The sequence below is a fragment of the Psychromonas aquimarina ATCC BAA-1526 genome, assembly GCF_000428725.1.
GTDB classification, from domain to species: Bacteria; Pseudomonadota; Gammaproteobacteria; order Enterobacterales; family Psychromonadaceae; genus Psychromonas; species Psychromonas aquimarina.
Window position 1 is genome coordinate 216,723 of the sequence record NZ_KE386792.1, and the last position, 13,165, is coordinate 229,887.

General features: G+C 41.7%; 11 protein-coding genes. 6 read left to right on the top strand and 5 right to left on the bottom strand.

What is annotated here, in order from left to right; translation table 11 throughout:
* Positions 1-276 precede the first annotated feature (276 nt).
* The 4 genes from G337_RS0122540 (at position 277) to G337_RS0122555 (ending at position 4,548) form a co-directional block, all read left to right on the top strand.
* Positions 277-930: a hypothetical protein gene (locus tag G337_RS0122540; protein ID WP_028865849.1), complete on the top strand. Its 654-nt coding sequence runs from the start codon at positions 277-279 to the stop codon at positions 928-930.
* Between the two features lie 9 nt (positions 931-939).
* Positions 940-2,145: a serine hydrolase domain-containing protein gene (locus G337_RS0122545; protein WP_028865850.1), complete on the top strand. Its 1,206-nt coding sequence runs from the start codon at positions 940-942 to the stop codon at positions 2,143-2,145.
* 408 nt (positions 2,146-2,553) lie between these two features.
* Complete coding sequence (locus G337_RS0122550) at positions 2,554-3,447, top strand: LysR family transcriptional regulator (protein ID WP_028865851.1); 894 nt, start codon at positions 2,554-2,556, stop codon at positions 3,445-3,447.
* Positions 3,448-3,555: 108 nt separating this feature from the next.
* Positions 3,556-4,548: a linear amide C-N hydrolase gene (locus G337_RS0122555; RefSeq protein WP_028865852.1), complete on the top strand. Its 993-nt coding sequence runs from the start codon at positions 3,556-3,558 to the stop codon at positions 4,546-4,548.
* Between the two features lie 228 nt (positions 4,549-4,776).
* Here G337_RS0122555 and G337_RS0122560 read toward each other — a convergent pair whose 3' ends face one another.
* The 4 genes from G337_RS0122560 to G337_RS0122575 form a co-directional block, all read right to left on the bottom strand.
* The gene (locus G337_RS0122560) at positions 4,777-5,004 is read right to left on the bottom strand and encodes a hypothetical protein (protein WP_028865853.1); all 228 of its coding nucleotides are present in this window, start codon (positions 5,002-5,004) and stop codon (positions 4,777-4,779) included.
* A gap of 129 nt (positions 5,005-5,133) precedes the next feature.
* On the bottom strand, positions 5,134-6,159 hold the full coding sequence (locus G337_RS0122565; protein WP_028865854.1) for an acyltransferase: 1,026 nt from the start codon (positions 6,157-6,159) through the stop codon (positions 5,134-5,136).
* Between the two features lie 418 nt (positions 6,160-6,577).
* On the bottom strand, positions 6,578-7,984 hold the full coding sequence (locus tag G337_RS0122570) for an ankyrin repeat domain-containing protein (protein ID WP_028865855.1): 1,407 nt from the start codon (positions 7,982-7,984) through the stop codon (positions 6,578-6,580).
* Positions 7,985-8,032: 48 nt separating this feature from the next.
* Positions 8,033-9,697 (bottom strand): hypothetical protein, encoded by a 1,665-nt coding sequence (locus tag G337_RS0122575; protein ID WP_028865856.1) that lies wholly within the window; start codon positions 9,695-9,697, stop codon positions 8,033-8,035.
* Positions 9,698-10,041: 344 nt separating this feature from the next.
* On the opposite strand from G337_RS0122575, the gene G337_RS0122585 reads away from it, so the two are divergent.
* On the top strand, positions 10,042-10,791 hold the full coding sequence (locus tag G337_RS0122585; RefSeq protein ID WP_028865857.1) for a hypothetical protein: 750 nt from the start codon (positions 10,042-10,044) through the stop codon (positions 10,789-10,791).
* Between the two features lie 48 nt (positions 10,792-10,839).
* Here G337_RS0122585 and G337_RS0122590 read toward each other — a convergent pair whose 3' ends face one another.
* Positions 10,840-12,222, bottom strand: coding sequence for an MATE family efflux transporter (locus tag G337_RS0122590; RefSeq protein ID WP_028865858.1), 1,383 nt, complete (start codon positions 12,220-12,222; stop codon positions 10,840-10,842).
* A 52-nt stretch (positions 12,223-12,274) separates the two neighbouring features.
* Here G337_RS0122590 and G337_RS0122595 point away from each other — a divergent pair, with 52 nt between their 5' ends.
* Entirely contained in the window at positions 12,275-13,165 is an 891-nt protein-coding gene (locus G337_RS0122595) for an AraC family transcriptional regulator (protein WP_028865859.1), read from the top strand.

Sequence of the window (13,165 nt, forward strand, 5' to 3'; positions counted from 1 at the left end):
ATGTAACACTTGGGATCTGAAAGATCCACCTCCCCCTAGTTCAATGTTTTTAACCACTGCATGCTTTGGCACTACTGCCCAGCTCTCACCAAGTTTCAGCAGTTCAAGCAGGGCATTCATGTTTTCATTCGCTGAACAGCAGCTGCTGCAAATGCACATATCTGTTCATAACCAGTATTCATAGTGAGGATTCAACCCTGCAAACATGATTTATACCTGAGATTATTACATGGCACTCTAGTCCTCGAGAAACCAAACTAGAAAGAGTGATACAACATGAAAAAAATCTTAGTGACTGCAGCATTAGCTATCTCAACTCAAGCGTATTCTGCTGATCATCTTATTGAGTTCAAGTCTGAAAAACGGGGCGACCACTTTGAGCGTCACTTTGCCGAACTTCATAGCGCCTGGGGTCAACAAGGCTGGGGAGTGCTAAATACGACCCTTGAGCTCAACGGCACCACAACCCAGGCAGGGACAACTACAAATATTCATCCCGGCTTTACCTATCTTCTTCCTGTTACTGAAAATTTTTTAGTCGGAGCGGCGGCGAAATACAACTACAAAGCAGGTAAAGACGATGCAGTAAAAGCAGGCATAGGCTGGGCTTATACCGGATTTGAACAAATCCAGCTGGCAGGACAAGTCCGCTACGACCATCAACTTGGCGGCGGCGGTTTTGATTTGCTCAGAACTGACATTATTGTAGGTTTTCCCCTCTCCGAACAGGGTTATGTAACCACTACTTCAACAAACATGAGCCCGGTTGAAGGTGAAGCTGAAGCATGGCAGGAATATGAGCTTGAATTTAAGTACACCGGTTTCGACGGTATTCACCCCTACCTTGCAACCACCATTACCACTGACAATGATCCTTTAGGTCAAGGCGACAACGCCTTTATCTTCGGTATTTACATTCCATTTAATTAGGAGTCCAGCATGAAAACAACAATTACCCTGTTAACCGCCCTGCTTTCGACCGGGGCTTTCGCAGTCACCACAGAGCAGCGTCAGCACTACATGGATGAAATGAGCTTAGTCAAGTTTATGACTCCGAGTGAAGAGGCCAGCTATTACTGGCAGAACCTGCCTGAAGTAATGCCGTCTGCAGTAATTGCACGTGAGGGGGGAATTAAGCCTCTTGAACGAAACAATAAATCCAATATCACCAGCACTGCCATTAAAGGACAAAAACTTGCCGATATTCTACTGTCTGATGATGCACCGCTTGAAGCATTGATGGTGATTGAAAAAGGTGTCGTCACCTATGAACACTTCAACATTGATCCGAGACAAAAACACGTTTGGATGAGCAACGCAAAAACAGTTGCCGGCCTGCTGGTTGCGATGCTTGAAGAAGAAGGTCGAATAAACGTTCAGCAGCAGCTAGGGAAATACATCCCTGATGTCACAGGCACTGCCTGGGAAAGCATAAAAGTTATCGATGTACTGAACCAGCAGAGCGGGTTAGATCTTGAAGAAAGCGATGCGACTCGTTACAACCCTGATCATTATGTCTCACAGTTTTTCCAGTCTGAAGTTATCGGTGACGACTATTTAAAGAATTTACTTAAAGTTCCGGCAGTTAAGGAGCCTGGGCAAGCCTTTGAATATTCATCGCTAAACACACAGATGTTAGGCCTGCTTATCAGCTCGGTAAGCAAAAAAAGATTGTCGGAAGTTTTTGAAGAGCGAATCTGGTCGAAAGCGGGCATGACAGGTGACGGTGTCTTAGCAATGTCACCAACAGGGTATGAGATCATTCATGGAGTACTGTCATCAAATTTGGAAGACATGATGCGCTACGGGCTCCTGCATACACCTTCCTGGAACAAAACAGCAGAGAAACAGGTCATTTCAGATCGGATACTTAAAACTATTCGAGCCTCCATTACCCCGGATGTATTCAATAAAAGTGATTCATCTAAGCGTTTTATCGCCATGACAGGGGAAGAGCCCTTAGGCTCATCTTATCAGTGGGACCAAATCTGGCAGGACGGCGATATGTATAAATCAGGGATGCGTGGTCAGGGGATTTACGTTTCACCTGATAAAGATATTGTTATCGGCTGGTTCAGCCGGAAAGACTCAGAAATCCATGCAGCCTCTTTTGCAAGGCAGTACGCCAAATCAATGACTAAGTAACGGATTCAGCACAACCAAAAGGTCTAGCGCTGACCTTTTGGTTGTTGTTGTCATTTCATTTAAATATATTTGTTCTACGCTATCAATCTCTGCGACTTAGAATACCAGCCGCTGTTTCAGCACAAAATATTTCCTTATCTACCAAGATAGCTATGACACTCTTCACAACAATTGATCTAATCTGGGGATCCCCTGGATTAACGTCAAGAGCACACAAAAAATGCGGCAGAATAGGGGAATTTTACAATTCGAATGCTAGACGCGTAACATCTATGACCAATATTCACTGCTTTAAGGAGAAAGCAGTGAAAGACCGAAAAACCGGAGAGATCCGTACGGCTCGTTTAACCCGACAGGAGCATCATGCATTGTATATTTTAAATTACCTTTAAACAATTGAGTCCTCAGATGAATATAAGTTATGAACAAATACGGGCATTTGTTTCAGTAGCAGAAACAGGCTCATTCAGCGCGGCGGCTAAGCTGCTTAACCGCCATAGAACAACGTTAGGACAAGTGATCAGTAACTTGGAAATTGAAACAAACTTAACCTTATTTGACCGTTCAGGTAAATTTCCAGTGTTAACTGAGCACGGCAAATCTTTGTATAATCACGCCAAAAATTTAGCAGAATATACGCAGTCATTTGAACATATCTGCCAAAGCGTAGAGAAAGGTATTGAAAGTGATATTACGGTTTATCATACCGATTTGCTGCCGGTTTCATTAATACAGCAGGTGATGAAAACAATCCGTAAAGAGTATAAAAAGGTCAATATTCACTGGCTTCATAAAAGTAATGCAGAAACCCTTGCGGGGCTAAAAAACGGCAAGGTTGATATCGGGTTAGTGCTGATACACGATACTAATTCGATCACCCCAACTGATTATGTGTATCTATTAAGTATGCCGTTTTGCTTATGTGCAGCACCTGATGCACCTATTTTTGCAAAGGCTAATGTCTCTTTAAATGAAATGAAAAAAAACCGCCAGTTAGTATTAGAAGATTATTTTAATGCCGGCATTGAAAAAATAGTCACTGTCTCTAACTATTATCAACGTATTGAAAATATGAATATTTTCCTGTCGCTGTTAAGCTCCGGGGAAGGCTGGGCATTTGTACCCAGACACGCAGTACAAGAGATGCTCAATAATAAGGTGCTGAAAGAGTTCACGGTAAAAGAATTAAATACTGCAGTGCGTTTTCCCCTTGCGATCTGGTCAACACATCAGTCTCAAAAAGGACCTGTCCGCCGGCGGTTGATTGAGCTTCTAAGTGAATTATCAAAGCAGTACAACTAGCTCTATATCGAAACATATGTGTGGATTTGATCCATCAAAGGTGATTTAACCTGCTGAGCTTTCTTTACTATTATCCCATTCATCAATTATTAGATGAACGGAGAAAATATGAGAAAGCACACATTAAAAGCCGCAGTAATCGCCGGATTAGTAAGTTCAAGTATTGCACAAGCTTGTACATCTGTTGCCTGGCACACTGATCTGGGAGTTTTCACTTCCCGAACCAATGACTGGGTGGAAGCAACCAATCCGGTACTGGGTAATATTAATAAGGGCAGTTTTCGCTCAGTTCAAGGCAATGGTTTAGGTGACTTATACAAAGTTAAATATAATATTGTTGCTGTTTTAGCATATGGCGAGCTGCTGCATGACGGGGTTAACAGTCAGGGATTACAGGTTAATACACTGTTTTATAACCCGATGACACTCTCTGGCGACTTACAGCCGGATTCTATTACGCAATTTTCTTTCGGTGAATATATCCTCGCTAATTATAAATCTGTTGAGCAGGCTGTTAACGAAATTCCTAAGTTAGATATAGCAGATATGCAGCTTGACGGCATGCCGATGGATATAAAATTACACTGGTCGCTGACCGATAAATCCGGCGACCGTGCGGTTATTGAGATGGATGAAGACGGATTAAAAGTTTATCGCGGAGAAGAGGCGAATGTGATGACCAACGACCCGTCGTTAGCCGTACATTTGAAAAATAAAAAGATGCATCAAGCTTCATGGAAAAAAGCAGACCGCAACACCAATTTTGGCTCAACGGGTAATGCCAATGCAGAAAGCCGTTATTTACATGCCGGTTATTTTAAAAGTAAATTAACAGAGCCGAGCAGCATTCAAAATGGTTTGATGAAAATAGCCAGTGTGCCCTATCGAGTTCCCGTTGACGCGCCCTATAAAGATTTTGGTAAAGGCATGACCGGTTACGCTACTGAATGGACCTTATCACAAAGCTTAACCAGCGGCGAAAGTGTTATGGAGTACAACTTTGGAGATAACTGGAATACCGTCAAATTCAATGTTTATGAATTAATGGGCAAAGAATTCAGAAAACCGCTGTCAGACAATAATATCAGCTCATTATTTTAGTTATAAAATAAAAGACGGAGCAGATATGCAGGCTCAATATTTGGAGCCTGCTTTTTTATCATGATCTGATTTAAACATAACCGGTTAACTCAAAACCAGCTCCATTCCTTAGAAATATTCAATAACTAAGGCTCACCTGTATATTCAAACTCAAGGGCTTAGATATTAAGCCCTTTTGTCTGAATTAGGCCAAATTCATCAGCAGCCATCTCCACAACTTGACAGCTTTTAACAGCTAGGCAGTGAATGAAAACAGGCGGCTGAACTGCTTAGGTGTTTCCAGTCATTCTCTTCTACAAAAAACTTCGCCAGAATCTTGCCGCAATGCTTAGTCAGGTGCCAGACAGGCAGCGTGTCGTTTTTCTCGACATATATAGGCCAGCCAGTATTAAACGAAATAATTTTTGCGGCTAAATGAGCAGCTTGTTCAGGATTCGGTACGTGTATAATTTTCATCGGGCAGTTTTATTTCTTAGTTAAGCTCGGCAGTATAACTACTGTTAGCGGCGGCCTAGGCAGTCATAGTATTTCCTGATTACGTACAAGACTAAATAAGTAATCAGGTATTTATTTAAACAGTACGGATTAACGCAGTAACAAATGCTGAAACGGCGCCCTGCGGAGCAGCTTAATTAAAGCTAATGAAACAAAGAAGGCGGCCAGCGGAGTAATAATACTCGCTAGATTGTGATCCATCTGTATTATTCCATTAATATTCATCATCACTATTACTACCAGCATATGCACCAGATAGATCCCCAGGCTGTGCTGCGCTAAGTTCTGCAGCCAGCGGTAATTTCCCCAGTTAGGGTGATTTAACAGCAGCATAAACATGCCTAATGTCCAGAACAGTGTTCCGAATAGAAAATCATGTACGCTGAAGTTCTGCCCGAAATAGGTAAGGTAATAGGCTTCACAAAAGTGAATGACGATACCCGTGACAATAAACAGCCAGGCTCCAATATTCGTCATGGTAAATTCTCGGCGGCGTATTTCAAATCCAACAGCAACAAACAGGGTTGAAAAAAACGGTCCGTTTCTGGTAAAGATCGGTGCGCTCAGTTCGGTCATCGGCTGGTAAGATCCTGCGGCGGCACCATAAATAAACAGCCCGGCAGCTATGGTTAATAACCAGCGCAGCTGCTTAGTCACCAGCAGCAGAGCGATAATTGCAACGGCACAAACTAATGCCGGCAAGAACCACAGATGAACAAGCCCGCCTTCAAACAAGCTGTTTACTGGTGACGCGGCTAAACTTTGCCAGTAACTTAAGCGTTCCGCCAGATAGCCGTTCTGACTTAAAGCCAGAGCGTTTATAGGGAATAACAGGTAAATAACACTCCAGCTCAGCCATATTTTCAACAGCGGCAGTGAATAATTTTTAAAATGTTTCAGTGGTGCTTCAATTAACTTAGGGGCAATAAAATAACCTGAAATAATAAAGAATAAGGGGACAGCAAAACGGCTGATTTGATTGAGAAACAGGCCGAAACTAGTATCTTCTCCCGTTCCAAAAATGGTAGAGATAAACGGGCGGGTATGGATAAATATGATAGCAATAATCGCTAATAGTCGTCCCAGCTCGATACTGGACATCTTCTTCTGCTGCATGGTTTCTTTCCTAGAATTGACAAATAAAGCGCCTGGAATACTGTTAATTCAGCCGCGGCAGTAAATTACCCCAGCTTTGCGGCAATGCAGTCATCATTACGATTCTGTTATTTATCATTTTCATTCTTTATTGTTTTTATTTGATAAGTCTCAAATTTAAAATAACAACGGATATCTAAATAAAGCAGTAAACTGACGGGTAGTACTGAAGAAAAAATGAGCACGGGAGCGGCGGCCTGAACTGTTATTACAATGCAGAGACAGGAAATAAGGTCTTGTTAGATCTATTATTTGCTGTCTTTAATAAAATCATATGAGCAGAAAAGACTCTAAGTGAAAGAAAAAGAAGAATCGAGCTGTGCCTAAGCTTCCTGCAGGACTGCTTACAGCCCTGCTTTTTACCCGTCTTGATATGCGCTTATAAATCGAAAATATCATCTAACTCAGTCTCATTATTTGCAGCTCCTGCATTTTTCAAAAGCTTAATAATTTCACTATGATCTTTTTCGTAGGCAATATCTAACGCCGAGTTTCCCTCTTTATTTTTTGTATCAATTTCAATCTTTGGCTGTGCAAGCAGTAACTTCACCACTTCAGTATTACCTTGATGACTAGCGTAAAATAAAGCACTGCTTCCTGTCCTGTCGCTTTTATTAATATCAATTTCTTTTTTATTTAACAGCAGTTTAATCACGGGAAGTTGATTATGAACCGCGGCTGCAGTCAGTACTGTCCACCCGGTTACTGAATTATTAATATCCAGTTTAGGGTAAGCAAGCAGCAGTTTAACGGCCTCAATATTCCCATTTCTGGCAGCGGTATTTATAGGCGAAGATTTATGTACATCTATATCAGGGTGACTCAGCAGAAGTTTGATAACCTCTGTATCATTACGATAACTTGCCCACATTAAAGTAGTATCTCCCGCCATGTCGACTTTGTTTACATCAATATCGGGATCAGCAAGCAGCAGTTTAAGCACCTCTATGTGCTTTCCGTACACGGCTTTATCTAAAGCTGTTTCTTTACGTTCATCAACTTTATTTATATCAAGTTTTGGCTGTGCAAGCAGCTGCTTAACCACTTCGCTATGACCATTAGATGATGCTCTTAATAAAGGTGTATATTTATCATCTCCAACTGCTTGGTTTATATCAATTTTTGGGTGGGTAAGCAGAAGTTTAACAATTACGCTTTGTCCCAGTGAGGATGCACTCAATAAAGCAGTTGTGGGATACTTCTCACTCGTTATTTTATTTACATCAATATCAGGATGAGCAAGCAGCAGCTTAACGACTTCTGTTTTTTTCGAATAACTTGCCATTGATAATGCAGTATTATTTCTGTTATTAGCTTTATTTACATCAATATTAGGATGAGCAAGCAGCAGCTTTACTACTTCCGTTTTTCCCTGCTTAGATGCCGCCGCTAAAGCTGTACCGTTGAACATACTGCCAGCTTGATTTATATCAATATCTGCGTGTGCCAGTAAAAGCTTAACAACTTCGGCGTCTCCGCGATACGATGCCAGCCATAGTGCTGTTATTTCGATTTTTCGGTTTACATCAATATCCGGGTGCGCAAGTAGAAGCTTTATTATTGCAATTCTCTTTCCAGAAACGGCGCTCAATAAAGCAGTCCTTTTTTCTGCATCTTGTTTATTTACATCAAGGCTTGTAGATGAAAGGGCAAGCTGAACTTTTTCGACATTACCTTCTGCACTGTATTTTACAAAATTTGCGGCCGCCTCATCGTTTGGTGACTGAGCATAGCTGCCTGAAACAGTTAAAAGCAGCATAAATAATAGTGTTATTTTTAACTTCATTTTGAATCCCCTATCGTTACTGAAACAGTACTTAAATATGTAATTTTACTATTGTTCAAGCTTGCTGCTGTCTTCAACATAATTTTGGTCATACCAATATTTCATTGTGAAAGTACATGTCTTTTTCGACAGTTTTATTTTACCCGTCCCAAAATGGAAGAAACTGCCTGCAGAACAATCACAGGAAGAGCGGTCAACATCTACATTGGCAAATATAGTCTTGCCTTTGACCTTAACAGAGTGACGATAAGACTGGAGACCAAGATTATTGTAGGCCTGCGAGCAGCTATAAGCATTAAAGGCTTTAGTGTTTGCCTCTCGCTGCGTTGAAGCGCGTTTTGTCGGCCCGCTGGAACTTATCGTTGAAATAACTTTCCGTGTAAGATCATTAAATTTCCATCTATATTCAAACAGGTAATAGTTTGGATCACCTAAATCTTTCTCACAAGAGATACTCTGGAGTTCCGGTCCTTCTAAAAATCCATCCCTTTCTCTGGCATGAGCATAACGCATCTGATTTTTGGCTTTATCACAGGTTTCATATCCTGCATTTAAAATCTTACGTTGCTCTGAATTCCATTCATACAAGCTGCTGCCGGGAAGTGCAGGCCTGTTTTTTATCTGCATCTGCTTTTTAGCTATCCAGTCATCAGCAAGCAGTTTTTCTTTTATATTTAGGGATTTTCTACTTTTGGCGGCAGAGGTGACAGCAGAAATATTTCGAGAATAGACCTTATCAATTTCTGTTCTTTTATTCTCAAATACCTGCTGATTGTTAGAAATAACCAGATTTTCTGGTATTTTTTTTGCCTTAAATTTTTTATAAATAATGCGTAGTGTTTTCATTTTCTCAATAGGATCACTAATTTCATTGGTTTTATTAAGCTTTCTTGTTAACGAAGATACATCTGTTTTGTACTGTTTTCTAAGATTATCAAAATGATCTGTAAGCGTTGAATTAAGCTCTCTAGAAACCTTTTCTGCGGCTGTTTTTTTATTCAACCAATGCTTCACTGCAGACAAATCGTACTGGACAGTTATTAAACGCGGCGATACAAGTTCGATATATTCAGCCGACTGAGAATTATTTTTTTCTTTAAACCAGCTTTTGGCTTTATCTGCATTGATATAATTTCTATCAACATCAATTTTTCTCCACTTTTTTTCAGAAACAGGATGAATTATCTGACTGACGGCAGCGCCTAAAAATAACCGATCCCATTTCGGGCTGGACGGCAAATTAAAGCTGCTCTCATTACCCGCTTTACTCATCACACCAGGATCACAGACAAAATAAGGGATTTCCTGCTTATAGCCGAAAGACCCGCTTCTCAGACGACTCAATAACCTCACATTGTAAATTCTGATTTTGTCTAAAATTTCTTGCGGGATATAGTTTTCACTGTCTTTGCTGGTTGTAGAGGTAAACAATGTCGTTTTTTTATCATTTTGATTAACTCTGATGCGCACCTGAGTCACTTTGTCCCACTTTGCAATACAGTCGTAAACGGGTTCGTCGAGTAATGTCCAAATCTTCCAGGAAATATGAATTTTTGTATTAACACCTTCCTTCATCTTTCCACTTGAATCAGCATATAACCAGGGAAAGTAGCTTTCCGTAGACAGCTTACCGTTAAACGAAACAGCCCATACGCTGCTTATTGTTAGTAGGGTGATAATAGAAAATAGTAATGACTGTTTAAATAACGTCATCGCTTCCCCCTTATTACATATTTAGGACAGGCCCATGTATTTTTAATAGCCGAATAATAAAAAAGATATAGCAAATTAGGGAAAAGTCGAAAAGTCAGTGTGAAAAGTAGGAGGCGTGTATGTTTATTTTTATAAGCAAAATATTACATCAAAAAGCACTTATCAGCTCAATAACAAACAGCTGTTATTACCCGCTTAATACATAACTGAGAGTGATAGATGATATAAATGGAGCAGATGTTTCTGCGCTGCGCCCTGCTTTACAATAAACCCTTTAAAACTTAACAGCTTTAACCCTGTTTATCCGGCCAAGTAACACTGCTTTGCTTATTTTAGAGGTGCTTATGAAACTCAGACAACAATTATTACCTGCATTATTTTTTGGTTTTTTATCCATTTCACAGATAAATGCAGCCACAGTCACTTTAAAAGACGGGCAGAATTTTACCGGGCAGATAAAAAGCCAGGACAGTGAAACACTTATACTCGATGCCAAGGGCATTGAAATGCGCCTGCCGGTCAGCAGTATCGCTTTCATTGATATGAGCGATAACAGTCTGAAAGCCGCCGATAAACCCGCTGAAAAAACCACTACAGCAGCAGACAGCAGTACACCGGCAGCCGTCAATGCCGGTACAGCATTGACGGTGCGTATGTCGGAATCCGTCAACAGCCGTCATAATAAAAGCGGACAACGTTTTACTGCAATACTGGAAACGAACCTGATGGCGGGTGATGTTATTGCTGCTCCGAAAGGTGCTAAAGTCTACGGTCTGTTAACGGATGTCAAAAAAGCAGGACGAATAGCAGGCTCAGCTTCTATGACTATGCAGCTGACCGGGATTTCGGTAAATGATGTAATGGTCGATATTAAAACCCAAAGTATCAGCGGCGAAGGTATTAATACAGCTAGAACTACCGCGGCAAGGACAGCAAGGACAGCCGCTGTCGGCGGACTGATTGACGGCAGTGACGGCGCAAAAACCGGTGCTAAAGTCGGACTCGGTCTGGCGGTTCTAACCAAAGGCAACGATATTCAAATGCCTAAAGACGAGTTAATTGATTTTGTTTTAGCCGCTCCGCTTAATATCTAAATATCAAAAAATGAAACCCGGTTTTATGCCGGGTTTTGTTATGCTCAATCAGGCAGTCGCCAGCGTTAAATTATTCATCCAGTAACGTTTTAAGTAGCGCTGGAAACACAAAGTAAATTTTACTAACTCTTCTGCCAGCATCAGCATATAGACGTATTTAAAATCCCAGTCTAAGATGAAGGCTGCAAATGCGGTAAGCGGTACACCTACCATCCACATGGAGATAAAATCCATACGTAAACAAAAGTGATTATCGCCGCCGGCACGCAGAATACCGTTGATAATGATCATATTAAGCATACGCAGCCATATCGCACAACAAAGTACGGTCAGCGCAGGTGATGCAAGCGGATACAGTTCCGCACTGGTCAGATTTAACCCGGACAAAATCACATCTTTAGCGAATAAAAGCATCAGTCCGACACACAAACCAAATACCAGTACCGTTTTGATAAAAAACTTCGACATCTTAAACGCCTCAGCAAATTCATCCCGGCCTAAGGACTGCCCAAGCAGTACAGAGCAGGCCACTGAAATGCCGAAAAACAGTGAATAACATAAGGATTCAAAGGGCCCTATCATACTGAAGACAGCCAGCTCTGTTGTGCCCATATGCCCGAAAATCATCTGATATACCAGTGTACCAATTGCCCATACCACTGCGCTGGCCGTAGAAGGAACAGCAATATGTTTGTATGATGCCCATAACTTCGCTGAATTAGTCAAGGTTTCTGCAGTAAGCAGCCAGTGTCTGCGCCAGTATAAAAAGCCGAATATAAATACCACCTGCAGCAGGCGCGAAATCGTTGTCGCTAAAGCCGCACCTGCAACTCCCATTGCCGGAACACCGAATCCGCCTTTAATAAGCCAGAAATTCAAGGCAATATTAACGATAATTGTCAGCGCCCCCAGATATAAAGGCGTGAGAGTATCACCAGTAGAGCGCAGAGCTGACTCAGAAACAATAATCAGGTGGGTCAAAATCAAAACCGGAAAACTGTACCACAGGTAAGTTGAGCCTAACTCAATAACCTTTAAATCCGTTGTCTGCAGCATCATTATAGTGCCGGAAAACAAGGTGATGCCTAAAGTGACCGGCACTAATATTTTGGCACCGCAGTTCATCACCAGCATGGTAATGGTTTTCGCTGAACTGCGGTCATTGCGGCCCCAGTACTGGGCCACTAATACCCCGTTGGCTGATGCCATTCCTGCCATTATCATGATTGCAACAAAATGCCATTTTGAGGCGATTCCAACAGATGCAGTTGCTTCGTTGCCGAAATCACTGACCATTAACACATCCGCCATTGCTAAGACGGCAACCAGTGCACTTTGCACTGCAACGGGAAACCCAAGCTTGATCACCTTAGATAACATACCGTCAGGTGTGGATTTACTGCTTGAATTGAGGTAGTTTTTAAAAGTCATATGTGCTCCTTATTTTGCAGGGCAACTATAGTTGAAGAGGATTTGAAAGAAAATGTGCGAAAATAGACAAAACCTGTGCGAATCCGTCATCAGAAAAATATCGCCTAAATCACAATGGCAGGAAGATGTCTATCTGGCGGATGCCTGTAAAGAACGATTTCTGACCAGCTCAGATATTCCCGAACTGAGCCAGGAGCAGATATTTATGGCTGGAATGGCCGAGCTTGCCGACGGCTACCATGTCGAGCGCTGCGGCGCTACAGTTCATACCATAATTTTTACCTTAGAAGGCAGCGGCATTTTAACCACGGCAGAGCGTGTTGAATTGATCGAACCTTATACTTTACTGATTATTCCTGCGCATACCCCTTTCCGCTTTGAACTGAATCCGGTTGATAACTACTGGAAGATGGTCTGGCTGCTTCCTCAGGAAACAGATAAATGGAAGCAGTTTGCAGAACTGGGACCAACAATTCTGCCCTATCACCAGTGTGAGCAGATATGGTCTCTGCTGAATTTGATTCACTGCGAAATAAACGGCAGAACAGGTTTTCGGCGCTTACTAGTCAGCGAACTGAACCTGAAACTGACAGGTGTCGAATCAAAATCCACCAGCTCAGTATCACGTGTGCATACCCTGTTTAATGAAGTACAAAGTCAGCTACATCTACCGTGGACAGTGAAAGAGATGGCGGCAAAATGTTTTATCAGTGAAGAGCAACTGAACCGGATTTCAAAAAATTTATACGCTATGTCCCCCAGGACCAGGCTGATTCAGTTACGTATGGAGAAAGCGGCAGATTTACTGCAGTACCGCGAGTGGACAATTTCGATGATCGCACAGCGTTTAGGTTATAGAGATCCTTACAATTTTTCCCATAGGTTCAGGAAGTACTTCAGCTGTTCACCAAGCCGTTATAGAAAGAATATTCTAAAAAATTGA

Bases quoted from the DNA above. Each gene is read 5' to 3' on its own strand.
- G337_RS0122540 (WP_028865849.1), top strand. From the start codon at position 277: ATGAAAAAAATCTTAGTGACTGCAGCATTAGCTATCTCAACTCAAGCG.
- G337_RS0122575 (WP_028865856.1), bottom strand. From the start codon at position 9,697: ATGACGTTATTTAAACAGTCATTACTATTTTCTATTATCACCCTACTA.
- G337_RS0122590 (WP_028865858.1), bottom strand. From the start codon at position 12,222: ATGACTTTTAAAAACTACCTCAATTCAAGCAGTAAATCCACACCTGAC.
- G337_RS0122555 (WP_028865852.1), top strand. From the start codon at position 3,556: ATGAGAAAGCACACATTAAAAGCCGCAGTAATCGCCGGATTAGTAAGT.
- G337_RS0122585 (WP_028865857.1), top strand. From the start codon at position 10,042: ATGAAACTCAGACAACAATTATTACCTGCATTATTTTTTGGTTTTTTA.
- G337_RS0122545 (WP_028865850.1), top strand. From the start codon at position 940: ATGAAAACAACAATTACCCTGTTAACCGCCCTGCTTTCGACCGGGGCT.
- G337_RS0122570 (WP_028865855.1), bottom strand. From the start codon at position 7,984: ATGAAGTTAAAAATAACACTATTATTTATGCTGCTTTTAACTGTTTCA.
- G337_RS0122560 (WP_028865853.1), bottom strand. From the start codon at position 5,004: ATGAAAATTATACACGTACCGAATCCTGAACAAGCTGCTCATTTAGCC.
- G337_RS0122550 (WP_028865851.1), top strand. From the start codon at position 2,554: ATGAATATAAGTTATGAACAAATACGGGCATTTGTTTCAGTAGCAGAA.
- G337_RS0122565 (WP_028865854.1), bottom strand. From the start codon at position 6,159: ATGCAGCAGAAGAAGATGTCCAGTATCGAGCTGGGACGACTATTAGCG.
- G337_RS0122595 (WP_028865859.1), top strand. From the start codon at position 12,275: ATGTGCGAAAATAGACAAAACCTGTGCGAATCCGTCATCAGAAAAATA.